Source organism: Mycetocola zhadangensis, assembly GCF_003668565.1.
GTDB classification, from domain to species: Bacteria; Actinomycetota; Actinomycetes; order Actinomycetales; family Microbacteriaceae; genus Mycetocola_A; species Mycetocola_A zhadangensis.
The window spans coordinates 337,218-362,640 of record NZ_RCWJ01000004.1 but is presented as its reverse complement, the minus strand read 5'-3'; the positions used below and the strand labels follow the sequence as shown (position 1 = coordinate 362,640).

Genomic DNA, 25,423 nt, shown 5'->3' with positions numbered 1-25,423 from the left:
GTTCATGTTTCATGCAAGAGAGCGGCGCGAACGTCTCTGAGCTATTCCAAGTGATGGACATCGATCGCAGGCGGCATGTTCGCGAGGCTCTGAGCGCCCGGCAGGACCGCTTGGTCTCGAGCGCCATCGTGTTTCACGCACTGGACAACCCAGGAGCCGAGCTGACGGCTTTCATATATATCGCTAATGCAGGCGATCACACCCACTACACGGATTTCTCTACGCGTCGTGGGGAACATGGAACCAACGCTCAATTTGTGGGCTCTTTCGCCTTTAGAAGCCTAGCAAGAGGCAACGTTCATCAGCACTATTCACCCGTCCAAGGCAAGTGGGTTCCTGACGTCGAGACAGGGGAGCGGCATATCATTGTCGACCGCGATCCTGAAACTGTAACCGCTCATGCGACGCTGTCGCGTTTGAGTCCGTACTGGCGACTGCGGGCTGAAGCTGAACGACGTTTCCCTGCGCAATATGACTTTGTGAGGCAGAGGTTACTCCACCGTCGTGAGGCCGAGCTCAACACGCGTCGAATACCGCGCGAGCGAGTGGCCGCGATTCCTGCCGAACCGTCCCTCATCGAGGGACCGAAAGCGATCTTGTTCGGTTTGCATTGGCTCGACTTGGGAGGGGCGGAGCGCTGGGCCGTGGAAACTATTCGTCTCGCGCGCAGCGAGGGATTCGTCCCAATCGTGATTACGGACGTACCTTCATCCCATTCGTGGATTACCAAGGCGGAACTCGACGGTGCCATCGTCATCACGTTGACTCACCCGGTTGGTCAGCCAGAGCATTCGGAGCCGTTGCTCGAGGCAATACTTGCCAACTATGACTTGTCTGGGGTGTTTGTCCACCACAGCATGTGGTTGTACGACCGCCTACCTTGGCTACGAGCGCATCTCCCGCAGGTCCCGATCGTTGAGACTCTCCACATCCTCGAGTACAACGGCGGTGGCTATCCGTATCACGGCGCGCGCTACGACGATTACATCGACATTCATCACGTGATCTCTCCGCAGCTCAAAGAGTGGCTGATCGGAGTTCAGGGCGTGGCTCCGGAGAAGGTAGCGCTCGCTCCACTATTCGGCCTAACCACTCTCGAAACCCCGCAGGCATCTGCCGTCAAATCACGGCGCGACCGAGCTTTATTCACCGTGGCGTTTGTCGGACGTTTGGCACATCAGAAACGGCCCTACCTGTTCGTTCGCTTAGCCAGGCGGCTGGTCGACAGCGGACTGCCCGTGAAATTCATTCTGCACGGAAGCGGGGAATTGGAAGATTTTGTCAGGCACCAAGTAACGAAGTTCAAGTTGAATGACGTAGTTGAATTCGCAACTGAGAAGATCCCAGTGGCCGAAACACTCGCGAAAAGTGATCTTTTGGTGGTGAGTTCTCAGAACGAGGGCGTCACTCTGACAACCATTGAGGCTATCGAAGCCGGAGTGCCCGTGTTGTCTGCCGATGTAGGTTCCCAGTCAACTTTGGTCGCACCTGACCTTCTGGTTCCCCGCTCGCCGCAGCGATTCATCGACGAATCCGAGCGAATCGTCCGCGCCTTGGTCGAATCCGAGCCGCTGCGCGAAAAGAACTGGCAACAGGAGAGGCAACTCGCCAATGAGTTCGCTAGCCTTCGCCCCGCCCATGAATGGACCAAGGAGCTTTACACCAAATGGCAACAATAGCCGCCGTAATTGTCACATTCAACCGGCTCGAGAAGCTCAAGACGGTCATCGAATCTATAGAAGCGCAGGCGCGCCCGGTAGATGCACTGATCATCGTTGACAATGCCTCAACAGATGGAACTGGTCAGTACCTACAAGGCTTGCCATCGTCCGATCGGCTCGAGATAGTGACGCTCGGTTCTAACACCGGGGGCGCGGGCGGATTCTCTACAGGGATGAGACGAGCGTACGACCTGGGGCACGACTTCGTGTGGATCATGGATGATGATTGCTACCCAGCGGCTGACTCGTTGAGTGAACTCGAACGGGGTTATGACGCAGCAGTCGGCGAACTTGGTCCGGACGTTCCGTTCGCATGTTCCCTGGTCAACTTTGTCGATGGCTCAATCTGCGAGATGAATAACCCGGAAACGACTTGGGACTGGGCACGCCTAATCTCGCGTGGGCAGAACAGCGTCATGGTGAAGAGCTGCTCGTTCGTATCGGTTCTTATACCCCGCTGGGCGATTGAGAAGAACGGCCTGCCCTATGCGGAGTACTTTATTTGGTTTGATGATCACGAGTACACCCTGCGGTTGACTGCGATTTGCCCTGGTGTTCAGGTATTGAGCAGCGTCGTCGTTCATGACATGGGCGATAACAGGGGCGTGAATTTTGGGATGATCGACGACCGAAATGCTTGGAAGTTCGCCTACGGCGTCAGAAATGAAGGCTCGTACAGGCTCCACCACCAGAATGTGTTCTCATTCTTGATCTTCGCGGCGCGCGTTGTAATTGGGATGAAGCGAGGGAAAGTGGCGTGGCGGCACAGAGTGACCATGTTCGGCAAGCTCGCCCAAGCAGTCGGGTTCAACCCGCGTCGTGATTTCCCGCAGTCGCTGGCGGACGCTTAGGGTGACGGGCGGGCTCCGCACCGCTTCGCCGCCCGTTTCGGCCGCTTTGAAACAGACGGGACCGCTCCGAAGGGACGACACGATGGTTGGGCAGAGTACCCAAGGGGACGACACCGCACGCCCTGCGCTCCACGCCGGTTCATGGTTGTTGGCGACTGCGGGATTGACTGCCGTACTTGCCTTGCTCCCATTGATGTGGAACCGTCGATTCTATTTTCAGGATGATACCGAGAATGGGGCCTTCGGCGTCTGGTTCCATCTGGGACAAAGTCTGACCTCCGGGAAGATTCCTGTCCTAGACCCCTCAGTGTGGTCGAGCGGGAATTTCCTCGCTGAGGGTCAATGGGGCACCTGGAACCCACTGATGATGCTGCTGGGCGTGATGACCTATCTCGGTGGTAACGCAGTGGCCACCATGACAGCGATAAAGATAAGTTTCCTTGTGTTGGCGTCGGTTGGGGTCTTCCTGCTGGCGCGGTCGTATGGCGCCCGGCCCGAGCTTGCTTTCGTTGGTGGCGTCGCCGTGACGTTAAACGGCTTCACCGTCTACTTCGATAGCCCGTCTTGGGTTACCGGCCTCATTGTGTGGGCTTTGATTCCGTACTTCTGGCTCATGTTGAGACGTTTAGTTCTTGGCGCGGACCTGCCCTTGTGGGCTTTCCTGAGCGGCTACTTGATTGTCACCGTGGGCTATCTTCAAGGCACATTTGCGATCGGGTTCGTGTTGCTTGCGGTCGGGATTGATGCCCTCCTTCGTCGCGCTTGGCCATCCGCGTGGAAAGTCGTCGGCGTCGGACTAGCCCTCGTTCTCGTTGCGGTGACAGTGTTTCTACCTGGCGTGCTAACGGGCTCGGTGACGAATCGTGCCGTGTCCGTAGTTGGCAACGACGGAATGATGGCCACGGATATCGCTGGGCTGCTCAGCTCAACGCTCGCAACCGCGTTCCCACAGGTTGCTTCATGGTGGTGGACGGGCCCAACGGCTACCAGCCCCATGCTCTACATTGCCTGGTTCCTTCCTGTCTTGTGTTTTGTCGATTGGAAAAGGGCGGTCGCGGGTAGAGCGTTGATTCGTGATGTGGCGATCGTGCTCGTTCTCGCGACAGCTTATGTCCTGCTTCCCACGGTGATCGGACCTCTCCGGTATCCAGTGCGTTTCATGCCTTATGTAGCGCTCGCAGCTATCTTGCTGAGCGTGATTCTCCTCAGTCGATGGCCGGCTCCGAGAATGAGTAAACAAAGGCTGATTGCCGCGCTGGCAATCATCGCGATTGGAGCGTATTTGGCATGGGCGCAGCTACCGAGCCATTTACTTGCGCTCCTTGCAGCCTTTGCTTGCGCATCGGTCGGAGTATTTCTGGTTTGGTTCGTTTTACGTACCAACAGGTGGCGTCAAGACGGGACGCAATGGGGCCGGGTCGCCGGCGTTGTCGCAACCATTGCACTTATGACGACTTTGATTCAGCACCACGACACTCCAGCGAGTCCGCTTTCCAAAAACAATGTGCCGGCGGATACGAGTATCGCGAAGAGCGTCCTGCAAGACCTCCCAGGCGATGTGCTCGTGGTCGGCGACCCAACGCAGTATGGAGGTAACCCAGCCGCTTGGCGAGAAACGTCCATGGCAAACTCGTGGTATCTCAGTCCAGCTAGAGTACAGAACCGCTATCAGTTGATCGGTTTTGCAGCCTACAACTCCGCGCTCTGCTTGCAGTACCTAGGAGGGACTTGCCCGGAATTGCTTGACTCGCTCTTCGAGCGACGGGCTACGGGGCTCCTTCTCGTCGACCAACTATCCATAAACAGTCTCCAAATCCTAAAAACATCGGTACCCGCGTCCGCTTGGGAATCGCCGCCGCCAGGATGGAGGGTTGTTTCGGACGAGGGGCTGACGGCTGAGTGGACGCGCATAGAACCAATTCCTCCCGCGGGGGGAGTCGTTTGGACGAGCGAAGGTACCGAAGTCGAAACGATTGGAATAAGTGACACCGAGATCAACTTGCGAGTGGTCGCAGTCCCTTCGAACGGTGGCACAGTGGCTTTTAGCAGGTTGGCCTGGCCTGGCTATTTCGCAGAGAATGCCGACTTGACTCGCAGCCCTGTCGATGGATTCCTCCTCGGCGTGGACGTCCCCGGAGGTCGCGTCGGGGACACTGTGACGATAACTTTCCGACCGCCCGGTTGGCATATAGAGGTGGCCGCGTTCGTGCTCGCGGTCATGGGCGTTGCTGGCTGGGCAGTAGCGGTGTTTCTCAGACGAAGGAACGATCGCATTGGGCGAAGTGACGAATCTGACAGAGGAGTACAGGCCCTGGATCCCGCCTGAACCCGTAAGCCCCCACGCACAGGAACGCGCAGCTCAGAGCCGGCTCGACTGTGGGCTCGAACGCGATCTTAGCTCTCAGCCACAAGCGGAGTGAGACATGCCTTGGAAGAGTCGCAAGCCGCATTCGAGTTCACTTGCGATCGGGTGGTGGCGCAGGCCCCATGCCCTGTCACGAGAGACCGGAAGCCTTGCGGGTCCCTGAAACATGTGAGCCCCTGATTGGATCAGAGATCGTCTGACCATAAGGCGCGGGAGGTCAAAGAGCCGGTCGTAGCGGTCTCCAGCGGGCCGCTACGCGCGCACCCGAGTGGACGTCTCGCCGCGGTTGCGCGCGGAGGCTGCGCGCTCTCTGGCGATATCCGGAGGGTCATCATCACCATTGTCGTTGCCTCACCGGCGGCGCCCTTGCGATGCAAAGATTCGAAATGGCGAACATCTGACCGTCTTTGAATTTCATGTCCCGGTGCTGGGGTAGCGCAGCCCTTGACAGTGAGCACAGTTTGGCGTCGCTCACATGAGGAGCAGGTGCGATCTGGGCACTTCAACCCAAGGCGCGGGCGTTTCCGCGTAGCGCCCACGTTGCGGACGTCCAACGTCTCGCGTAGCGGGAGCACCGAAGTTGTGCTCGGTACATTATTTACTTCAGCAGGGTCTGCAGGTAGCGACCGTATCCACTCTTCACGAGCGGCTCTGCCAGTTCGCCGAGCTCCGCGGACGAAATAAGACCATTGCGCCAAGCAATCTCTTCGATGCAACCGACTTTGAATCCTTGGCGTTCTTCGATTACACGAACATAGTCGCTGGCCTGCATCATCGATTCGAAGGTGCCGGTATCCAGCCATGCGGTGCCGCGAGCTAGTATCTCAACTTTGAGGGTGCCTTGATTTAGATACTCCTCGTTGATCGACGAAATCTCAAGTTCCCCTCGGGCGCTCGGCTCAATAGACTTTGCTATTTCGACTACCTTGTTGTCATAAAAATAAAGGCCTGGGACGGCGTAGTTGCTGCGCGGCTGCAGCGGCTTTTCTTCGATGGAAACCGCTCGCATCGAGTCGTCAAATTCGACCACTCCATACGCTGTGGGATCAGCCACGTGGTACGCAAAGATGAGTGCCCCGTTGACGGATGAATTCTTCTTCAGTGCAGTTCCCAGTCCGGCTCCGTGGAATATGTTATCCCCGAGAACGAGGGCGACAGAATCATCTCCGATGAATTCTTCCCCAATGATGAATGCCTGCGCGAGGCCGTCGGGCGAGGGCTGGACTGCGTATTCGAGCCGCATGCCGAGTTGGGAACCATCGCCAAGGAGCGCCTTGAATTGCGCGTTGTACTCCGGAGTCGTGATTATGAGTACCTCCGTGATACCCGCCATCATGAGGGTGGACAAGGGGTAATAAATCATGGGCTTGTCATAGATCGGCATCAGTTGCTTCGAGATGCCCTTAGTGATGGGCCAAAGGCGAGTGCCCGATCCTCCGGCGAGAATGATTCCACGCATACTAATTCCTCATGCCTTTCGTGCCTGTTTGCAATACTGCGGAGAGTTTGAGCGAGTCGCTCCATTGGGGGAGGACGTTCTTTCCTGTCAACGAGCCTAGGGTTGGCGCGCCCCGGTCTTTCTCGGACAGCAGCAGCTCATCTGCTTCTAGCGGGAAGCGCAGATCGATATCTGGGTCGAGTGGAGTGATCCCGTGTTCGCGGCCGGGACTGAACGTTTCGCTAACAAGGTAGGACACTGTCGCATCGTCCGTGAGCGCCAGAAAACAATGTCCGAGGCCCTCCGAGATATAGACAGCCCGCCTATCACCGTCGTCGAGTAGCACGGAGTCCCATTGCCCGAAAGTGGCTGAACCTTCGCGGATGTCGACTACGAAGTCAAGAACTGCTCCACGCATGGCAGTGACATACTTTGCCTGGCCCGGCGGAATGTCGGCATAATGAATGCCCCGAAGGCTCCCTTTGCGCGAGACGGATGTATTCGCTTGCGCAAGCCTCAGCGGATGGCCGACGACGGCCTCAAGCTTGTCGAATCGGTACCACTCCATGAAGACCCCCCTGTCGTCGGGGAACTGCTGGGGGGTTACTTCAAATGCGCCCTGGACGGCGAGCTCGCGGATCTTCACGCTGGAAAGTCTACCAACGGTGGTTTCGCTCACTCGAACGACCGCCTCCGCAGAGTCCGTGCTGAGCAGGCAAGCGTCACTCGGTCGGTACGGGGGAAACCGTACTGTTCCGCAACCGGGACCGCCAGCTCATGTTCTGAGACGCCTTCACGGAACAGACAACAAGGAGCAACCAGCCAGCTTCGACAAGGATGAAGCTTTCAGCGGTGCTGGTGGCGATCAGCGCGACCATAACCAGTGCCGGCCAGGTGTAGGTGACAGTTCGGCGGTTTGAGGCCAGCAGCCACGAGCGCACAAATGCCAAAACGATCAGAGCGAGAAAAGCACAGAGGCCGACAAGGCCGACCTGAAGGTAGACGTCGAGGAAAGCGTTGAGGCTCGTGTCATGCTCGCGGACAAGCGCATTATTGATGTAGCTGTAGGGCGCCACGTCCTGCCAGAACCCTGTCCAGCCCCAACCCTCGAGGTCATGAACGGGGACAAGCTTCCAAGCCTGGGACCAGAGCAAGTAACGGTACTCAAATTCGCTTCCCGCGTTTAGCAGGGCGAGCACGCGCGACCGTGACAGGTAAGTGATGTAGAGCCCGATGAGGGTCAACCCGGCTAGCGCCCACTGGAGGGTGCGCCGGGTTTCCTTCGGCGCCTGGCGGAGTCCGTACAGGGCGAGGGCCGCCAGACCGAGAGCCATAGCGACGAGGGCTGTGACCGGGGACTGGCTTAGGCCGAGGCAGGCGACGGCGATCGCGAGGGAGTAGATCAGTGTGCCCCTGGTCACCGCGCGCGTTCGCCACTCGACCACGAACGTCACGAGTGCAATCAGCGCCATGAATCCGAGCATGTTGCGCGTGCCGAACACGCCCTGAATCGGCCCGCCCATGGCGATGTTTCCCTGTACGCCCATGAACGCGAAAGGCATGTCGAGGACGAGCCCGGAGAGTACTTCGATCGCGATCGACGCGGTCAGGAGCGCACGAAGCACGGAACCCACGGACCGCACAATTTGGATCATGTCCCTCGTGAGCGCGACCGTCAGACCCAGAAATGCAAAGGCGATCTGGTACAGCGAGCTGGCGAGGGTGACCCACTGGTGGTCCGTCCAGAACGTCGAAAGCAGGCACCACCCCACGAACGCGAAGATCGAGACCGGCAAAAGCCCGTGCCACTCGATTGTGTCCCACCTGGCGATCACGACCAGGATGGCGATCGGAACCAGAGCTGCTACGACGCCGACTAACCCGTTCCAGCCGAGCATCGACCGAATCAACGGTGTGGCAAAGGCCACTCCGAAGATGGTCAGGCTCAGGGCTGCTGCGGCGTGAGCGCTGGCCAGCCCTCGAATCAGCGTGGCGATGGCAGGGTGATGCGGGAACGGGCGCGGAGAGGTCATCGGCCGGTTTCGACAGCGAGCTCGGGGGAGAGGGTGGGCTGCTTCACGGCATCCATCACCGGGTACTGCTTCGTCTTGAGCGCGAGGGCGACAACGAGTACCCAGCCCGATTCAATCAGGATGCGGCTCTCGGCGACGGACTGCACGACGAGCACCACCGCCAGGAGGATCGGCAACAATGACAGCACTGTGTACGGACGGTCGTCACGGAGGTCGAAACGAGGGCGGTCGACCGCGGCGAACCAGCTGCGCCACAACATAGACACGACGACCGCAGCGAACAGGACCACTCCGATCACGCCGAGCTGGAACCAGACATCGAGCCAGGCATTGTGAGCGTGCAACTGCAGCACTCCACGACGGACGATGAGGTCATCGAACGGTTCGACCCACGGAATCCACGGGCTTGAGTAGCCCCAACCAAACCAGGGGCGTTGCTGCGCGAGGGTGATGACCTCCTCCCAGATGCCGAGACGGCCGGTCAGGTCGGGGCTCTTGCCGAAAAGCGCGAGGAAGATGTTGTTGAAGACCGTGACAAACAAGACGCCGACGCCAGCAAGTGCTCCGAGCCCGAAATATACGGCGGTGCGGCCCCTCGCCGTCGTGCTTCTTCGAATGAGAACCGCAGCCCCCAGCACTATGGCTGCGGCCACCGCGGCGATAATCATTGTGCTCGAGCGCGTCAGCCCAAAAATCACAACCGCGAGAGCGAGCCATGCAATTCCCCAGCTGCGGCGCACACTGCCGGCCGTGAGCTGCAGGCCAAAGATGACGATGCCGAACAGTGCGATGACGGCCAGCAGGTTCGAATTGCCCAAGATCCCCTGGATGCGCCCGCCCTCGAGAAGTAGATTGCGCGACCACATCGCGAGCAGCGGCGGCTTCTCGTCGCCGAAGTCAACAAAGAGCGGCAGCACAGGGGAGCGGACAATGAATGCGACCCAGAGCTCGAACAGGATCGACAAACCGAGCACCCATTTGAGCGCGATGGCAAGAACCCGCACGACCTCTGACCAGGTGAGCACGAGCGCAAGATAAATCCCAACGATTGTCGTCAGGGTGGTGCCAAGGAGCGTGAACAGCGAGGCCCCGGTGTACGCAGACCACGCCGTTGAGAGCACCGCGAAGCCCAGAAAACCGATCAACGCCTTCGGTAGCCGTGACCTGTCGATCGCCGGCTTGACCCGAATGATTCCCACCACGCACGCCAGCGCAACGAAAATCGCCAGCGCCGCGAAGCCCCAGATGGTGATCAAATTACGGATGCCGTCACCCGCGAATGCGACGAACATCGCGAGCGCGCCGATTCCTACCACCCAGAGACGCTCGGTCGAGAGCGCAACGGGCGGCAGCACCGGGGATGTCGTCATGGATTACAGGTTATCGCCTGCAACTCCGGGCCCACCCCGCTTGAGGCGGCGAGCCTCCGGCCACTACGCCGCCGGGCCGGATCGAGTGATCACCCGACGCAAGGTGGCCATGTCGGCCTTGGGCGTTCGGTCGTCCGCCAACAGACCGTTTGTCTCCTGCAGAGTGTCGACCAGTTGGGTGTAGCAGAAGCCGGCGAGTGCCGAACTCTCGGCGAGGGCACCGAGCACAGCGTCGAGGCGGTCGACGAAGTCGTCCGAGCTCGTAGCCGTTGAGTATCCCCACGCGTCGTCTGGAACCTGCTTCGATGCATAGGAAATGCCGCCGAACTCGGTCACCATGACGGGTCGTTCGCCGATCTCCTGGCCAGCCAGGAGCATCCGTCGCCCCGCAGGGCCGATTCCTCCAAGCAGCGCCTCGCAGGCATCCTTGTCGCGATATCGGTCGCCGAGGACCTCGCCTGACCACTCGTAGTCGTGGATGCTCAGGATGTCGGAGTCGACGTGCTCCCAGCCGTCGTTCGAGACCACGGGGCGTGAGGGGTCGAGCGCACGGGTGAGCGACACGAGCGACTGGGCGTACGCCCGCATGCGCGAGTCGTGCGCGATGTGCTGCACTCCCCAGCTCTCGTTGAGGGGCACCCACGTAACGATGGACGGATGCGACAGGTCACGTTCGATGACGGCGGTCCATTCGGCGCTCATGCGCGTGATCGCGCGCGGACTGAACTCGAAGGTGCCGGGGGTCTCTGCCCAGACGAGGAGACCGAGGACGTCGGCCCAGAACAGGAAGCGGGGGTCCTCGAACTTCTGGTGCACACGGGTGGCGTTGAAGCCAAGCTCCTTGATGAGCTCTGCCTCGCGCTTCAACGCTGCGGCGCTTGGCGCGGCGAGATGCGACTCGGGCCAATAGCCCTGGTTCAGCACGCTGCGGACGTAATAGGGGCGATCGTTCAGCAGGAAGTGCCCGCCAGCAACTGTCGCGGAACGCATCCCGAAATAGGAATAGACCTCGTCAGCAACCTGTGCCGATGCGGCATCTTCGAGCACGGTCACGCTGACGTCGAGGAGCCGCGGGTGTTCAGGCGACCAGAGCAACTCCTCGTAGGCCTGGCCGTTGGACTGCAGGGGCAGGTGCACGACGACGGTGGTGCCGATATCCCGCGCGGCGACGCTCACTGTTGCCAACTCGTCGCCCTCACACGAGACAGCCATCTTCAGGCGCACGTCGGTGGTCGGTCGGCGGTTGAGATCGACCCGGAGCGTGACTGTGCCTTCCGGGACGTTCGGGGTGGTGTGAAGGAGGGTCACGAAGGTGTCGGCGGTCGATTCCAACCACACAGGCTGCCAGATTCCCGACGTGCGGTGGTACCAGATGGAGTGCGGCTCGAGGCGCCAGTCCTGCTTGCCCCGCGGTTGCGAAACATCGAGCGGGTCGTCCTCAGCGCGCACCACGAGAAGTTGGGTGGCACTCGAGGAATCGAGAGCGTCGGTCACATCGAAGGAGAACGGGGTGTGTCCGCCCTCGTGCGCTCCAAGGTGCACACCGTTGAGCCAGACCTGGGCGCGGTAGTCGACCGCACCGAAGTGCAGGTGCAGGCGTCGGTCGCCAGCTGAGAATCCGGTTGCCGCAAGCTCGTCGGCGGTGAGCTCGCGGGAGTACCAGACGACCGGGTGGAACGACGGGTCGTGGATACCGGACGCTTCCGATTCGAATGGGAAGGGAACCACAATCTCCCGGTCGAACGCCGGCGCGTCGAACCAGTGCTTGGCAAGGCCCTCGTTTGCGTCATCGAACGCGAACGACCAGGTTCCGCTGAGGTCGGCCCAGTTCGGTCGCAGAAGCTGCGGTCGAGGGTAGGTGCCGTCTTGGCGGCTGGCTCGGAGTACCTCGTCGTCGAGGCGGGCGTGACTGCTGCTCATGCACACATCATGCCGTCAATTTACGGCGCTGTAAACCTGCGAGACATGGAACGTCCTCGGTCCACGGACGGACCTAGGCGGATATCGCGTGTGCCGACCCGGCGTGCACGGAAGCCAACTCCCCGCCGGGTGCGTCCGTCGACGCCAGTGCGGGTGCGCTCTCTCGCAGGACCAGATCGAAGTCGACCACCCGGTGCCGCCCAATGCCGTCGAAACCGGCGATGCGCTCGGCGAGCATGTCGAGCGCCACGCGCGCCAGGGCCTGCGTGTTAGGCGCGACCGACGACAGGCTCGGAAAAGTGGTGGCGGCAAACGCGATGTTGTCCCAGCCGATGACGGCGACGTCGTCCGGAATGCTGATGTCGCGTTCGTGCAGCGCGCGGAGTGCGCCGATCGCGGCCAGGTCGTCACGGCAAACCAGCCCGTCGAATCGAACGCCGCGGTCGAGTGCTGCCCCGACGGCGATGGCCGCGTCCTGTGACGTGATGGCTCCCGTCGAGATGAGAAGGTCGTGGTCAACCGGAAGCCCGTGCCGCTCGAGTCCCTCCTGGTAACCCATGATGCGTTGGCGGGACGTCGAGGACATTCCCGACCGTTCGTGGCCAACGAAAGCGACGCGCTCGCGCCCGAGTGCAGCTAGGTGTTCCGTGGCGGCCGTAGCCGCCGCGACGTTGTCGACCATCACACGATCCACGCTAAGCGGAGCGGGTCCTTCGCCGAGAAGAACCATTGGCAGATCACCGTGGCGCTCGGCGATCTCGCGCGATGACATCCGGGATGGCTGCAGCAGCATGCCGTCGACGAGTCCGGCCTCGCTCGCCGAGAGCACAGCGCGTTCGCCCTCGATTGTGCCTTCGGTTTCTTCGAGCAGCAGCCGATAACCGGGTCCTGTTGCGGCAGCGGCCTTCGAGATGACGTTGGCCAGTTCGGAGAAGTAGGGCAGGCGCACGTCGGCGAAGGCCAGAGCGATCAGGCCGGTGCGGCCGGTGGCGAGGCGGCGTCCGATCGCGTTCGGCCGATAGCCGAGCTCATCGATGGCGCGCTGCACCCGTTCCCTCATGGCTGCCGAAACATTCGGGTGGGAATGAACCACGTTGGAGACGGTCTTCATCGACACGCCAGCGTGTTCAGCCACATCCTGCAGGCGAACTCCCGCCATGGTTCCTCCTGGATATTCGGTGCGGCAATGAGCCACGCCCGTGTTGCGTCCGTCTGCAAATTGCGAGTCTGAGACATCGGCGGAAACCAGATTACCGCTCCGGCCGGATTTCGGGTCCTTGACTGCGCACTTCCAGCGCTGTAAATTCACTCAACACACCCTTCGTTTCCGACGGGTGTAACCCTGCGCACCGCCCCTTGGGCGAAAAACTCAAAGAGGAGTAGTTATGAAGAAGGGATTCGCCCGCAAGACTCTTGCGGCGACACTGGCGCTCGGCGTCGGTTTGGCCCTCACAGCTTGTGGGTCGTCCGGTAGCACCGGAGGAGGCGCGACCGTCACCGGCGAGGACTATGACGGTCCGAAGGTCGAGATCAGTTTCTGGAACGGTTGGACCGGCGGCGCCGCTCCCGTCCTGGTCCCGAAGCTCATCGAGAAGTTCAACAGCGAACACGACAACATCGTCGTCAAGAACGTTCCCCAGGAGTGGGGCGACATCTCGAAGAAGCTTCCTCTCGCGGTCAAGGCGGGCAAGGGCCCAGACGTCGCAGTCGCACACGGCGACGACATTGCAACCTACGCGGCCCAGGGCCTGCTCCTTGAAGCGGACGACATCGTCGACGCCCTCGGTTACAGCGCCGATGACTTCCCCGAAGGGCTCATGGAGGCAGGAAGTTATGCCGACAACCAGTACGGAATTCCGTGGAGCGTCACACCACTCGGCCTGTACATCAACAACGACGTCCTGAAGGCGGCCGGTCTTGACCCCGCAGTCGTTCCCACGGACAAGGACAGCTACATGAAGGCGCTCGACGCGCTCAAGACCGCGGGCATCCAGGGTGAATGGGTCGACGGATACGTCTTCACCGGAACATTCGAGTTCGAGTCCCTACTCTGGCAGTTCGGTGGCGACCTCTACAACGAGGACGTTTCCAAGGCGACGTTCAACTCGGATGCTGGCGTCCAGGCGCTCACGCACATGACCGACCTGATCAAGAACGGCTACAGCCCGGCGAACGTCGCCCAGGATGGCAACATCAAGGGACTGCTCGCAGGAAAGACAGCCTTCAACTGGAACGGAATCTGGCAGACCACCAACGAGGGCTTCAGCTCCATCGACTGGACCGCAGTACCCGTTCCTCAGATCGGCACCGAGAAGGCCGTCTGGTCCAGCTCGACACACTGGATGTTCCTGAACAACAAGGGCCAGGACGAGAACAAGACGGCGGCATCAGCAACCTTCGTCAAGTGGATGAACGCCAACTCAGCCGGATGGGCCGAAACCGGTGAGCTCCCCGCCGCAAACGAGATACGCAACGACCCGTCACTTGTTCAGACGTATCCCAGGCTCGAGCCGTTCCTCGAACAACTCGAGTACGCGCACTTCGAGACGAGCGCTCCCGGAATCACCGCCGCGAACGCGTTCATCACGACAGCGCTGAACGAAGCGGTCACCGGCAAGAAGGACCCGAAACAGGCCCTGGACGACGCCGCCAAGAAAGCGGACGAAGTCCTCAAGCAGAACAAGACCAAGTACGGTGACTAATTCCAGCATCGCGGCCGGGCCTAACCCGGCCGCGCCAGCGGTAGCGGTACCGCCGTCGTCCCGACGTTCACGCGTCGGGGCGACGGGGGTGCCGCGCCGCACTGGCACGGCCTACCTGTTCCTCGCGCCATTCCTCGCCCTCTTCGCGGTGTTCGTGATCACGCCTGCCGTCTTCGGCCTGATCATCAGCGTCACCGACTGGAGCCCGTTCAAGGTCGAACAGACCTTCATCGGGCTGCAGAACTACATCGACCTCTTCACCCCGGGCTCGATCACCTACGGCGACTTCTGGCAGAGCATGGGCGCCACTGGCATCTTCACCCTCCTGAGCGTGCCGGTGATGCTCGTCATTCCGCTGCTGCTCGCCGTCCTGCTGAACAACAAGATCAAGGGCGGCACGGCATTCCGCGCTATCTTCTTCGCGCCATACGTGCTCGGCGTCGCCGTCATCGGCGTGATCTGGCGGTACATCCTCGACACCCAGTCCGGAATGCTCAACAACCTGCTCGGGCTGATCGGTCTGCCGACAGACATCCCGTGGACCGTCGACGTACCGTGGGCCTGGGTCTCACTCGTCGGCGTGACCGTTTGGTGGACGCTCGGCTTCAACGCCGTAATCCTCCTCGCCGGCCTGAAGGGCATCAGCGCGGATCTCTATGAGGCCGCATCGCTCGACGGTGCCGGTGCGATCCGCAAGTTCTTCAGCGTGACACTGCCTGGGCTCCGACCGGTGATGCTGTTCGTCACGACGACAACGATCCTCGCCTCGGCGAACATGTTTGGCCAGTCCTTCCTGCTCACCAAGGGCGGGCCTGGCAACGCAACCCGAACGGCGATCATGTACATCTCCGACCAGGGTCTCGGCCAAAGCAACATGGGTGCCGCCTCAGCGATGAGCTACATCCTGTTCGCGTTCCTGGCGATCATCAGTGTGATCAACTTCCGTCTACAGCGCGAGCGCGCGGAGTAAGGGCCACGATGACTACTTCGACTCCCACCCGCCCGCAGGACGGCAATTCGTCCGCCGGTGGTAACAATAAGCGAATGGATGCCTCCGGTCGCGTCCCCAAACAACGTCGCCTTCGCCCACGCACGGTCAGCGGCGTGCTGCTCTACGTCGTGCTCGTCGTGGTGTCGCTCATCATCATCCTCCCTCTCGTCTGGGTGTTCATCACCTCGTTCAAGACGGATGGCGACGTCATCACGAACCCGTACGGCATCTTCCCGAATCCGTTCTCGACCGAGGCGTACGCCACCCTGTCGTCCGGGCAACAGCCGATTTTCCGATGGTTGCTCAACAGCTTCCTGGCGGCCACGCTCCAGACGATCATCATTCTGGTGACAGCTGCCTCGGCGGCATACGCTCTGGCTCGCCTGGAGTTCTGGGGCAAAAAACTTGTCTTCGGGCTCATCATCTCGACGCTGCTTGTGCCGCCGGTCATCTTCCTCATCCCCAACTACCTCATCGTGCAGAACCTCGGCTGGCTCGACACCATCTGGGCCATCTCGATTCCCGGTGCTGCGAGTGCCTTCGGGGTCTTCTTCCTGCGCCAGTTCTTCGTTGGACTGCCCATGGAAATTGAGGAAGCGGCTCGCATCGACGGTGCAGGTGACCTGCGAATCTTCCTGCAGATCATCGTTCCGCTGTCGAAGCCGGCGTTGTCCACTCTCGCCGTGCTGAGCTTCCTGGCCAACTGGAATGACTTCCTCTGGCCGATCTACGTGCTGCTCAGCCCCGAGAACCTCACCCTGCAGCCCGGGTTGTCCCAACTGCAGGGCGCATACTCGACCCACTTCTCGATAGTCATGGCCGGCGCCGTGATTGCGTCAGTCCCAGTACTGATCCTGTTCGCCATCGCGCAGCGGCAGATCGTCGAAAGTGTCGCATCGTCTGGTGTGAAGGGGTGATATTGCCGCTCGAATGGCTCCGCGGCGCGAGCTCGACTCGCTTCGCGGAGCCGCGTGGCAACGCCGGTCGGCACCTATTGGCTGCCGTCGCCGTGGTTCTCACTGGAACGCTCGTGCTCAGCGGATGCTCAACCGGCGACACCAGTGACGGCGAAACCTCGGAAGCGGCGTCACCCGCCGCCTTCGTCATCGCCCAGCATTTCCCCGACCCCGACGTGCTGAAGATCGGCGACACCTACTACGCATACGCGACAAACAGCCTCACCGCGAACGTGCAGTTCGCAACGTCCGACGACCTCGAGACCTGGGAAATTGCCGACGAGGACGCATTCCCCGAACTCCCCGCCTGGGCGGAGGAGGGTCGCACCTGGGCGCCAGACGTCGCCGAACTCGCCGACGGCCGGTTCGCCCTGTACTTCACCGCCCAGGACGCCGCGTCGAGCAAACAGTGCATTGGTGCTGCCACGGCTGACGCCCCCATTGGCCCGTTCGTGGCGACAAGTGACACGCCGCTGATCTGCCCACTCGACGAGGGCGGCGCCATCGATGCGGCGAGCTTCACCGACGCCGACGGTTCTCGCTACCTCGTCTGGAAAAACGACGGCAACTGCTGCGCACTCGACACCTGGTTGCAGTTGTCGCCGCTCGGGCCGGACGGTGTGTCCCTCGCGGGGGAGCCCGTGCGGTTGCTCTCGCAAACCGAAGAGTGGGAGGGCTCGCTCATCGAAGCGCCCGTGATTGTCACCCACGACGACAGCTACGTCCTGTTCTACTCGGCGAACGACTACGGCGGTTATTCCTACGCCACCGGCTACGCCACTGCCCCAGCACTCACCGGTCCGTACACCAAGGCCGACGGGCCGCTCCTGACCAGCGCGCTGACCGACGAGGCCTACATCGGCCCAGGTGGCCAGGACATCATTTCGGGGCCGGACGGATCCGACCGAATCGTCTTTCACTCCTGGGACCCCGCGATCGCGTATCGCGGCATGAACGTTCTACCGCTCAGCTGGGACGACAGCACACCCGTCGTGAAACTCCCGTAATACCGCCCGACTCGCCCCTCAACGTGGAGGAACAATGAGAAAACTGCCCCTGGCCGCCGGATTCGCTGCTGCCGCACTGATGTTCGGCTTGATCCCGGCCAGCGCGGCCGGCGCCGCAGCCCCGACCGTGCGTCCGGAAGCGGCGCTCGCCGCAGCGGTTGCCACGGGCAGCTACACCAATCCGCTCACCCTCACACTGCCGGACGGGCGCACGGCCGAGCAATGCGCCGACCCCGACGTCATTCGGTCGGCTGACCCCGCCGATGAGGCCTGGTACCTGTTCTGCACCCGGGACGCGCTTGACGCCGATGAAACCAACCCCGACGGGTCGTTGCGTTTTTACAGCATCCCCACCTACCGCTCGACCGACCTGGTCACCTGGGCATTCGTGGCCGAAGCGCTGCCGCAAAAGCCAGCGTGGATCGGGGCCGGTGACATGTGGGCCCCCGACGTCGTCTACCTGAACGGTCAATACCACCTCTACTACACGGCAACTGAGACAACCGCCCCAGGCGGCGGTTCCGCCATCGGCGTCGCAACGGCCGACACTCCGGCCGGGCCATGGACCGACGCCGGCGCACCCGTCGTTGAACCGATGGCCCCGCCAGGGAGCACCGATCCCAACGCGCGCCGCTGGGTCTTCGACCCCGAGGTGATCACAGCCGACGGCCAGAACTACCTCTACTTCGGCAGCTACTTCGGCGGACTCTCGGTGCGCGAGCTGAGCGCCGACGGCCTCAGCACCGACCCGGCCAGCCAGATCGAGGTGTCGATCTCGAACCGCTACGAGGGAACCAACGTCGTCGAGCACGACGGCTACTTCTACCTCCTCGGCTCGGCAACAAACTGCTGCGCCGGGCCACTCACCGGATACGGGGTGTTCGCCGGTCGTTCGACCAGTCCCACTGGCCCGTTCGTCGATCGCACAGGGACCTCGCTTCTCGCCGGCCGGGTCGGCGGAACGCCCGTGCTGCACCAGAACGGCAACCGCTGGATCGGAACCGGACACAACTCGATGGTGACCGACCTGGCCGGCACACAGTGGATCGTCTACCACGCCGTCGACCGGAACGACCCATATATGGTCGAGGGGGAGACCTACACGAAACGGCCGGTGCTGATGGATCGGATCGACTGGGTTGACGGTTGGCCAACGGTGCGCGGTGGACGAGGCCCATCGGATACGCCTCAGCCAGCGCCGGTGACACAGCCGGGGGAAACGGCAGCCCCGGCATCCCCGCCCGTGACCCAGCCGCAGCCAGGCGACCCGATCGCAGCGCTCTCAGACGAGTTCGACGGGGATGCGCTCTCGCCGCAGTGGACGTGGATCCGAGAACCGGATGCGTCGACGTACGGGATTGAGGACGGCCAGTTCCGATTCGACACCCAGGGCGCTGACCTCAGTCCGGACCCCGGCGCGGCCGGGCTCCTCACCGAGCAGGCACCGGAAGGCGACTACGTCGTGGAGACGCGACTCTCAGTTTCGGTTCCTGCAGAAGGTTGCTGCCAGAACTTCGTGCAGGGCGGCATCGTGCTGTACACCGATGACGGCAACTTCATTAAGCACGCCGTCTCCTCGATCTGGGAGACCCGCCAGACCGAGTTCGCGAAACGACAGGATCCGGTGCCCGCCGGATACCCGGCGTACGGCAACGGCGTCGGCGGTCCGGTCGGCGAGGACACCTACCTGCGCATCGTTCGCCAGCACAGCGACACCGAGAACCTGTACACCGGATACACAAGCCTCGACGGCGAAACCTGGGACGAGTCCGGAACCTGGACAACCCCGCTCGGCGTCGCACCGCGCATCGGGCTGGTCTCGATGGCCGGCGCAGGATTCACCAGCACGTTCGACTACGTGCGCGTCTCGAGCCTCGCGGTCGCGCCACCCGTGCCAACAGACCCGCCCGTCGAACCGACAACGCCCGCGGTGCCACCTGTGCCGACGCCTGGAACGACCGCTGCACCCGGAGTGACCGGCGGGTCGCCATCTACAGACCCCGCTGCCACCGAACAGGGCCGGACCCGCAGCACCCTCTCGCAGTCGGGCGTCGACAACACGGGCATTCTCGTAATCGGCGGGATCGCGGCAGCACTCGTGTTGGCCGGACTCGTGCTTCTGCTGGTTCGGCGCCGAAATGCCACCCGCCCTGGCAGGAAGCAGGACTGACCCGCCGCTGCACCTAGCGAGCCGATTGGCAACCCCGCGAACTCCCAGCCAACTCCGCATAGCGTGGAGGAAATGGGGAAGGCAACAGGGGAAACCGAACGCATGCACGCCCTCGACGGTGTGCGCGGCGTCGCAGCGGTGGTGGTACTGCTCTACCACCTGACACTGATGGCACGACCGCGGCTCGAAGAGACCGCCGGCCTGTGGGAGTGGATCACCCAGTCCCCGCTTCGCCCGCTCACCGCCGGCAGCGAAGCCGTTCTCGTTTTCTTCGTGCTCAGCGGCCTCGTCGTGTCGATCCCGGCACTCTCGTCGAGCTTCGACTGGCTTCGGTATTACCCCAGCCGACTTATCCGCCTGTACCTGCCTGTGGTCGGCGCCGTGCTCTTCGCGGTCGCCCTCATCGTTTTCGTGCCTCGGCTACCCGGCGCTATCACACCGGACAGCTGGCTGGCCGACCGCGTCGCGTCGAGCGTCTCGCTCAGCCAGGTGATCGACGAGTCCTCCCTCCTCCCGCAGACCTACACGATCGTGAACGTGCTCTGGTCGCTGCGCTGGGAGGTGATCTTCTCCGTCCTCCTGCCGGTGTTCGTCGTCGTCGGGCTCGCTGTGCGCCGTCGCCGGGCGCTCGCCGCCGTGGTCTCGATCGCACTCATGGTGCTCGGCCGCGTGATCGACGTCGACGCGCTCGTGTACCTTCCGACATTCTTCCTCGGCACCCTGATCGCCGTCAGCCTCCCCGAACTCCGTGCCTGGACGGATCGACGCAACCGACGCGGCAGTGGGCTGCTCTGGGGAACGCTTGCCGTGGCATCCGTTGGTCTTCTCATCGCCAGTTGGCTGGCTCGGCCGATCGCGCCGGCCGGATCCGACCTCAGCGCCGCACTCTGGGGTCTCGCCGGAGCCGGTGCGGCAGGACTGATCGTCGTGGCGATCGGGTCACCATTAGCGAAACGGATGCTGTCAGCTCGCTTGCCGCTCTGGCTTGGCCGCGTCTCGTTTAGCCTCTATCTCGTGCACGTGCCGGTGTTGGCCAGCGTCGCGTTTGTTATCGGCGACGGCCGGTGGTGGCTGGTTGCGGCGATTTCGATCCCCGCCAGTTTCGCCATCGCCTGGCTATTCCACGTCGCAGTCGAAACACCAGCGCATCGACTGGCGCGGCGGGCGGGAAGCCGCGTCGCTTCGCGGCACGATCGAGTTCCAGAGCCCATCGCTTCGTGACCGCCTCGTCGGAGTAGGCCGCGGCGGTGCGGACGGCGTTGCGCCGCATTGCATCGACTCGAGCGGCCGGCAGGTTTGCCAGGCGCTCGATCGCTGCTGCGAGTGCTTTGACGTCGCCAGGCGGCACGAGGAAGCCGTTTTTCCCGTCCCGGATGATGTCGGCAGGCCCATAGGGGATGTCGTATGCGATGGGAAGGCAGCCTGCAGCCATCGCCTCGACCAGCACGAGCGGGAAACCCTCGCTTCGTGAGCTGAGGAGAAGGAAGGAGCTCTCGGCAAGGTGAGAACTGGCATCCGGATCGTATCCGCGCAGCGTGACTCCGTGGCCCGCTTTGGTGATGGCAGCCGCGACCCGTGATCGCTCAGGGCCGTCGCCGAAAATGTCGAGGGTGACGGGGGAGCCGGCCGTCCGCGCCGCAGCGATGGCGCGCACGGAGTGGTCGACCCGTTTGCGTTTCTCGAGCGCAGACAGCATGATGCCGGCGTGAACGTCGCGAGCGGGCGGCCGAGCCGACGCCCGGGGGACCGCTCGCCCGTTGGGGATCACCGCTGTGTTCGCGCGGTCGCCGAGCATTCGCCGTGCCTCCGACCGTTGGCGCTCGGTGAGAAACACCAGTGCGTCGAACGATTCGGGCTCGGCGAAGACAGCGGCGCGTGAGGCGCGCACGGTCGTGCCGTTCGAACCCTGCAGGTGCGAGGCGTGAACCACGTGCAGGATCAGCACCTTCTTGCGTCGATAGCCGACCATGAACCGCGCGCTGGTCTTGCTGTCAACGATCATCGTCGCCGGTTTCTTGTCGCGCACCCGGTCGAGCCACCAGCGATACAGCGCCCAGGCGCCGTCCCACGCCTTCACCGGCTGGCCGGTCCGATCGCAGAGCACAATGCTGCGCCCGCCGATCGTGCCGCGCTGTCGAATGTCACGCCGGTCGATCACAGCGAGGGTGCCGTCCGCCCGATAGTGGTCGACCTGCAGTTCGGTGACGCCGTCGTCCGCGTACCGCGTGAGGCTCATGCGAACGCCGTCGCGCATTCCGGCGTGGTACGACCCGTTTGGGTCGAGCGGGGCGAGCGAGCCGACAATCTGTGAGAAGACGGATGCCTCCGCTCGCGCAAATTTTTCGGGCGTCGGGTGATCACGCAGCCAGTCCCACAGGTTGAGCAGCCGCATCCCGTCGATCATCCTGCCGGTGGAGCGCAGTCGGCGCTCGACCTCGGGGTAGTCGGGACGGGCGTCAAACGTCAGCACGTCGACGGAAACCCCGCCGAGCCGTACGAATGCCCGGGAGCGGTGCAGGAACGCGCCGGTCATCCCGCCGAAGGTGTCAGAGATTCCCCAGGTGACCACGAAGTGGCGGCCCTGGCGCAGGTGGATGCGTGACATTGTGAGCTCCCTCCCGTGGTGCGTGAAGGCGAAAGTGTGCCCGGTCGGCAACTGTACCCGGGAGCACGAGCGAGGAGCCCCGCCTTTACAGTGGTCCGCTGGCGGTGGTAAGCGACCGGGCTGGGCGCGAGAGTCGGGCCGGTCCGGTGAGCCATCGGCAATATGCTGCCGGTTTCCGGTGCGACCCTATTCTGCGCGTCCGAAAACCGGTCTATCGGCAAGATGTTGCCGAAAGAGGGCTATGTTAGGCGGCAGAGCGTTCACGGCGCCACAATCGGCAGGATATTACCGCTGAGGAGAAATATGGATAGCATCGCTGCTGTCGCGGCCAGCATTCGGGACGCCCGCAAGGAAGCGGGGCTGACCCAAGAGGAGTTGTCCGACCTGGCCGGAACGTCCGAGCGCACCATTCGGGCCATCGAAACAGGAGCCGGCAATCCATCGCTTCGAGCCGTTGCTAAGACAGCCGACGTCCTCGGGCTTCGATTGACCCTTACCCGATGACCAGACAGCCGCGGGAATTCAGACAGATTCGCGATGCCGACGTCTACAAGAACGGAACGTTGGCTGCACGCCTGTCGCGCACGGACGACGGCGGGGTGGCGTTCGCCTACACCGATTCCTACCTGAAGGGGGAGCATCGCCCCATCGCAATCTCGCTCCCTCCCTCGGCGCGAACAATTGAGACAAAAAACGGTGCGCTGCCCCCGTTCTTCTCTGGCCTGCTGCCCGAAGGCCATCGGCTCACCGTTCTGAAGAATGCCGCCAAGACGAGTGTCAACGACGAACTGACATTGCTTCTTATCGTCGGCGCTGACGTTCCCGGTGATGTTCAGATCGTTCCAGCGGGCGAGACACCGACTGAGCCGGACGCGTTGGCTGACACCTCACTGCCGGACGAGCTGGATTTCGTTGACCTCTCGGACGCGGTGGACTTGCACGGCGTGCCAGGCGTCCAGGACAAGGCGAGTGCATCCGTGCTGACAACGCCTCTGGCTCTTCGGGGGAAGAGGTACCTGCTCAAACTGGACCCGGCAGAATATCCGCACCTCGTCGCCAACGAGGCGGCTCACCTCGCGAGTGCGCAAAGGCTCAGAATTCCTGTGGCGACCAGCACCGTGATCCACGACCGACACGGCGGGGCCGGGCTTCTGGTCGAACGTTTCGATCGAGCCGTCGATCAGAGCGGCACTCTGCTTCGGCTCCCGCTGGAAGACGGCACCCAGGTCATGGGGCTTCCGCCGGCATCCAAATACCTCGTCACGGCGGAGGAGGTTGCCACTGCGCTTGCGCAGTACTGCGAGGCGCCTGTTCTGGCAAGGAGGAACATCTATCTGCAGTTTGTGTTTGCGTGGTTGACCGGAAACGGCGACCTGCATGCGAAGAACCTCTCGATTCTCGGCAATTCTCACGGCGGCTTCGTCGTCGCGCCCGTGTATGACGTGCCGTGCACGCTGCTGTACGGCGACGACACCCTCGCGCTCTCGGTCGCCGGAAAGACCAAAAACCTCACGGCGCGCCACTGGGCCGAATTTGCTGATTCCCTCGGCCTGCCGCCCAAAGCCGCAGCATCCGCTAACCGTATTGCGGTGGCCGCGGCGGCGTCTCTCGCTCTGGAGGATCTGCCATTCGCTGGTTCTCCACTGCGAGGAACGCAGAGGGAATTGCGATTTCGACGGGATGCGCTCACGCTCGAGCGGTGACATGCTCGGTGCATGAAACTTTCAACGACGATGTCGATGAAGGGCAACAACACGGGCATCGCGGTGCCCGAGGAGATCATCACGGCGCTCCGAGCAGGCAAGCGACCAGCCGTCACCGTCATCGTGAACGGCCTCGGCGGGCCCCCGAGCCTCCCAGTTGCGTGTGTGAGGGTGCCGAGCCGCTTTGAAGGACAACGCAGCTAAAAAAGGCCGCCCGCTTGACAGGAGATCGCACGATTTTCAGGACAGAATCTCACAAAGCGTCCTGATGAACGCACGATTGCCTGCTGAGCGGGCGACGGCATCCGCTTGGCTAGACGAACGCCGCCTTGCCGGTGATCGCGCGGCCCACGATGAGGGAGTTCATCTCACGTGTGCCCTCGTACGAGTACAGCGCCTCGGCGTCGGCGAAGAACCGGGCGACCTCGTAGTCGAGGACGATGCCGTTTCCGCCCATGGCCTCGCGGGCCCAACCGACGGTCTCGCGCATCTTCGCCGTGCAGAAGCCCTTAGCCAGAGCGGAATGCTCGTCGCGCTGGGTGCCCTCATCGGACATCTGCGACAACCGCACACACATGGCCATCGACGCCGTGATGTTGCCGAGGCACTTCGCGAGCAGATCCTGGATCAGCTGGTGCTCAGCGATCGGCTTGCCGAACTGCTCACGCTCCTTGGCATAGGCGACGGCGGCTTCGTATGCTCCAACGGAGACGCCGACGCTCGACCAGGCAACGGCCGCGCGGGTCAACCGCAGCACCTTGGCGGTGTCGCGGAACGAGTTCGCGTTGGCGAGCCTCATGCTCTCGGGCACGACGACATTCTCGAGAATGATGTCGGCGTTCTGCACCGGGCGCAGCGCGATCTTCCGTTCGATCTTCGTGGCCGAGTAGCCGGGGGAGTCGGTGCGGACGATAAAGCCCTTGACCTGTCCGTCCTCGGTGTCCTTGGCCCAGATGATGGTGATGTCGCTGAAGGTGGCGTTGCCGATCCAGCGTTTCGCCCCATTGAGCACCCAGCTGTCACCGTCGCGTGTGGCCGTCGTGCGGAGCCCGCGCGCGCTGTCGCTTCCGGACAACGGCTCGGTCAGACCGAACGCGCCGATCACCTCACCGCTCGCCATTTTCGGCAGCCACTCGTTCCGCTGCTCGACGGATCCACAGACACTGATCGAGCCCATCGCGAGGCCCTCCTGCACTCCGATGAACGTGGCCATCGACGCGTCCACCCGTGCCATTTCCATGGCGACGAGTCCGCGGAACACCGCCGAGTTCTCGAAAGGTGCGACTTCCTCGAATGCGTAACGCGCGACATCCGTTTCGAGGAATGAGGCGATCAGTTCGTGCGGAAACTCGGCCCGCTCCCAGAAGTCGTTGATGACAGGGCGAACCGAGGTCTCCATGTAGCTGCGCACGCGCATCAGGGCGTCTTGCTCCTGCGCGGTCAGCAGCGTCTCGAATCCATAGAAATCACTGGCGAGGGGTTCAAACGACATTCGTGCTCCGTTGCGTTGTGGTCGGCGGCGGGCTTCCCGGCCCGCAGTGCTTTGAAGCCTACGGATGCCGCGCAGGGCCACGCAATTGCTTGCCGTTTG

Annotated in this window: 19 protein-coding genes and 1 pseudogene; 12 read left to right on the top strand and 8 right to left on the bottom strand. The window is 62.4% G+C overall.

Translation table 11 applies throughout. The features are described from left to right. Positions 1 to 11: 11 nt before the first annotated feature. From D9V28_RS14460 to D9V28_RS14450, 3 genes are all read left to right on the top strand, one after another. The gene (locus D9V28_RS14460) at positions 12 to 1,679 is read left to right on the top strand and encodes a glycosyltransferase (RefSeq protein ID WP_121659791.1); all 1,668 of its coding nucleotides are present in this window, start codon (positions 12 to 14) and stop codon (positions 1,677 to 1,679) included. Then, on the top strand, positions 1,667 to 2,572 hold the full coding sequence (locus tag D9V28_RS14455; RefSeq protein ID WP_121659790.1) for a glycosyltransferase family 2 protein: 906 nt from the start codon (positions 1,667 to 1,669) through the stop codon (positions 2,570 to 2,572). Before D9V28_RS14460 ends, D9V28_RS14455 begins: the two co-directional genes overlap by 13 nt. Positions 2,573 to 2,735: 163 nt before the next feature. Next, the gene (locus D9V28_RS14450; protein WP_183086504.1) at positions 2,736 to 4,898 is read left to right on the top strand and encodes a hypothetical protein; all 2,163 of its coding nucleotides are present in this window, start codon (positions 2,736 to 2,738) and stop codon (positions 4,896 to 4,898) included. A 637-nt stretch (positions 4,899 to 5,535) separates the two neighbouring features. Here the strand turns inward: D9V28_RS14450 and rfbA are convergent. From rfbA to D9V28_RS14420, 6 genes are all read right to left on the bottom strand, one after another. Next, positions 5,536 to 6,396, bottom strand: a complete 861-nt coding sequence (gene rfbA, locus D9V28_RS14445) for a glucose-1-phosphate thymidylyltransferase RfbA (protein ID WP_121659788.1) — start codon at positions 6,394 to 6,396, stop codon at positions 5,536 to 5,538. 1 nt (position 6,397) lies between these two features. Then, positions 6,398 to 7,021, bottom strand: a complete 624-nt coding sequence (locus D9V28_RS14440) for a dTDP-4-dehydrorhamnose 3,5-epimerase family protein (protein WP_121659787.1) — start codon at positions 7,019 to 7,021, stop codon at positions 6,398 to 6,400. Positions 7,022 to 7,097: 76 nt separating this feature from the next. Then, positions 7,098 to 8,408, bottom strand: a complete 1,311-nt coding sequence (locus tag D9V28_RS14435) for an O-antigen ligase family protein (protein WP_229728067.1) — start codon at positions 8,406 to 8,408, stop codon at positions 7,098 to 7,100. Further along, the gene (locus tag D9V28_RS14430; protein WP_121659786.1) at positions 8,405 to 9,778 is read right to left on the bottom strand and encodes an O-antigen ligase family protein; all 1,374 of its coding nucleotides are present in this window, start codon (positions 9,776 to 9,778) and stop codon (positions 8,405 to 8,407) included. Before D9V28_RS14430 ends, D9V28_RS14435 begins: the two co-directional genes overlap by 4 nt. Before the next feature lie 63 nt (positions 9,779 to 9,841). Beyond that, positions 9,842 to 11,698 (bottom strand): glycoside hydrolase family 2 protein, encoded by a 1,857-nt coding sequence (locus tag D9V28_RS14425; protein WP_121659785.1) that lies wholly within the window; start codon positions 11,696 to 11,698, stop codon positions 9,842 to 9,844. Positions 11,699 to 11,771: 73 nt separating this feature from the next. Next, positions 11,772 to 12,857, bottom strand: coding sequence for a LacI family DNA-binding transcriptional regulator (locus tag D9V28_RS14420; protein WP_121659784.1), 1,086 nt, complete (start codon positions 12,855 to 12,857; stop codon positions 11,772 to 11,774). A gap of 226 nt (positions 12,858 to 13,083) precedes the next feature. On the opposite strand from D9V28_RS14420, the gene D9V28_RS14415 reads away from it, so the two are divergent. From D9V28_RS14415 to D9V28_RS16375, 6 genes are all read left to right on the top strand, one after another. Then, the gene (locus tag D9V28_RS14415; RefSeq protein WP_121659783.1) at positions 13,084 to 14,400 is read left to right on the top strand and encodes an ABC transporter substrate-binding protein; all 1,317 of its coding nucleotides are present in this window, start codon (positions 13,084 to 13,086) and stop codon (positions 14,398 to 14,400) included. Beyond that, the gene (locus D9V28_RS14410) at positions 14,393 to 15,370 is read left to right on the top strand and encodes a carbohydrate ABC transporter permease (RefSeq protein ID WP_229728068.1); all 978 of its coding nucleotides are present in this window, start codon (positions 14,393 to 14,395) and stop codon (positions 15,368 to 15,370) included. Before D9V28_RS14415 ends, D9V28_RS14410 begins: the two co-directional genes overlap by 8 nt. An 8-nt stretch (positions 15,371 to 15,378) precedes the next feature. Then, positions 15,379 to 16,308: a carbohydrate ABC transporter permease gene (locus D9V28_RS14405; protein WP_229728070.1), complete on the top strand. Its 930-nt coding sequence runs from the start codon at positions 15,379 to 15,381 to the stop codon at positions 16,306 to 16,308. 2 nt (positions 16,309 to 16,310) lie between these two features. Further along, positions 16,311 to 17,354 (top strand): glycoside hydrolase family 43 protein, encoded by a 1,044-nt coding sequence (locus D9V28_RS14400; protein WP_229728072.1) that lies wholly within the window; start codon positions 16,311 to 16,313, stop codon positions 17,352 to 17,354. 34 nt (positions 17,355 to 17,388) lie between these two features. Beyond that, positions 17,389 to 19,524, top strand: coding sequence for a glycoside hydrolase family 43 protein (locus D9V28_RS14395; RefSeq protein WP_121659781.1), 2,136 nt, complete (start codon positions 17,389 to 17,391; stop codon positions 19,522 to 19,524). Between the two features lie 72 nt (positions 19,525 to 19,596). Beyond that, on the top strand, positions 19,597 to 20,745 hold the full coding sequence (locus D9V28_RS16375) for an acyltransferase family protein (RefSeq protein WP_121659780.1): 1,149 nt from the start codon (positions 19,597 to 19,599) through the stop codon (positions 20,743 to 20,745). Positions 20,746 to 20,794: 49 nt separating this feature from the next. Here the strand turns inward: D9V28_RS16375 and D9V28_RS16480 are convergent. Beyond that, positions 20,795 to 21,493, bottom strand: a pseudogene (locus D9V28_RS16480) (glycosyltransferase); the annotation flags it as partial. Positions 21,494 to 22,432: 939 nt separating this feature from the next. Here D9V28_RS16480 and D9V28_RS14380 point away from each other — a divergent pair. The 3 genes from D9V28_RS14380 to D9V28_RS14370 are packed head-to-tail and all read left to right on the top strand — an operon-like array spanning position 22,433 to position 24,036. Beyond that, positions 22,433 to 22,633 carry a helix-turn-helix transcriptional regulator gene (locus D9V28_RS14380; protein ID WP_121659778.1) on the top strand — a complete coding sequence of 67 codons (201 nt, stop codon included), beginning with the start codon at positions 22,433 to 22,435 and terminating at the stop codon, positions 22,631 to 22,633. Further along, entirely contained in the window at positions 22,630 to 23,832 is a 1,203-nt protein-coding gene (locus tag D9V28_RS14375; RefSeq protein WP_121659777.1) for a type II toxin-antitoxin system HipA family toxin, read from the top strand. Before D9V28_RS14380 ends, D9V28_RS14375 begins: the two co-directional genes overlap by 4 nt. Before the next feature lie 12 nt (positions 23,833 to 23,844). After that, positions 23,845 to 24,036 carry a hypothetical protein gene (locus D9V28_RS14370; RefSeq protein ID WP_121659776.1) on the top strand — a complete coding sequence of 64 codons (192 nt, stop codon included), beginning with the start codon at positions 23,845 to 23,847 and terminating at the stop codon, positions 24,034 to 24,036. A 109-nt stretch (positions 24,037 to 24,145) separates the two neighbouring features. On the opposite strand, the gene D9V28_RS14365 is transcribed toward D9V28_RS14370, so the two are convergent. Then, positions 24,146 to 25,324: an acyl-CoA dehydrogenase family protein gene (locus tag D9V28_RS14365; RefSeq protein WP_121659775.1), complete on the bottom strand. Its 1,179-nt coding sequence runs from the start codon at positions 25,322 to 25,324 to the stop codon at positions 24,146 to 24,148. Between the last annotated feature and the right edge of the window lie 99 nt (positions 25,325 to 25,423).

What these genes read in the sequence shown, in the direction of transcription:
- D9V28_RS14460 (WP_121659791.1), top strand. Translation starts at nt 12, where the DNA reads ATGCAAGAGAGCGGCGCGAACGTCTCTGAGCTATTCCAAGTGATGGAC.
- D9V28_RS14455 (WP_121659790.1), top strand. Translation starts at nt 1,667, where the DNA reads ATGGCAACAATAGCCGCCGTAATTGTCACATTCAACCGGCTCGAGAAG.
- rfbA (WP_121659788.1), bottom strand. Translation starts at nt 6,396, where the DNA reads ATGCGTGGAATCATTCTCGCCGGAGGATCGGGCACTCGCCTTTGGCCC.
- D9V28_RS14435 (WP_229728067.1), bottom strand. Translation starts at nt 8,408, where the DNA reads ATGACCTCTCCGCGCCCGTTCCCGCATCACCCTGCCATCGCCACGCTG.
- D9V28_RS14430 (WP_121659786.1), bottom strand. Translation starts at nt 9,778, where the DNA reads ATGACGACATCCCCGGTGCTGCCGCCCGTTGCGCTCTCGACCGAGCGT.
- D9V28_RS14425 (WP_121659785.1), bottom strand. Translation starts at nt 11,698, where the DNA reads ATGAGCAGCAGTCACGCCCGCCTCGACGACGAGGTACTCCGAGCCAGC.
- D9V28_RS14420 (WP_121659784.1), bottom strand. Translation starts at nt 12,857, where the DNA reads ATGGCGGGAGTTCGCCTGCAGGATGTGGCTGAACACGCTGGCGTGTCG.
- D9V28_RS14415 (WP_121659783.1), top strand. Translation starts at nt 13,084, where the DNA reads ATGAAGAAGGGATTCGCCCGCAAGACTCTTGCGGCGACACTGGCGCTC.
- D9V28_RS14405 (WP_229728070.1), top strand. Translation starts at nt 15,379, where the DNA reads ATGACTACTTCGACTCCCACCCGCCCGCAGGACGGCAATTCGTCCGCC.
- D9V28_RS14395 (WP_121659781.1), top strand. Translation starts at nt 17,389, where the DNA reads ATGAGAAAACTGCCCCTGGCCGCCGGATTCGCTGCTGCCGCACTGATG.
- D9V28_RS16375 (WP_121659780.1), top strand. Translation starts at nt 19,597, where the DNA reads ATGGGGAAGGCAACAGGGGAAACCGAACGCATGCACGCCCTCGACGGT.
- D9V28_RS14380 (WP_121659778.1), top strand. Translation starts at nt 22,433, where the DNA reads ATGGATAGCATCGCTGCTGTCGCGGCCAGCATTCGGGACGCCCGCAAG.
- D9V28_RS14375 (WP_121659777.1), top strand. Translation starts at nt 22,630, where the DNA reads ATGACCAGACAGCCGCGGGAATTCAGACAGATTCGCGATGCCGACGTC.
- D9V28_RS14370 (WP_121659776.1), top strand. Translation starts at nt 23,845, where the DNA reads ATGAAACTTTCAACGACGATGTCGATGAAGGGCAACAACACGGGCATC.
- D9V28_RS14365 (WP_121659775.1), bottom strand. Translation starts at nt 25,324, where the DNA reads ATGTCGTTTGAACCCCTCGCCAGTGATTTCTATGGATTCGAGACGCTG.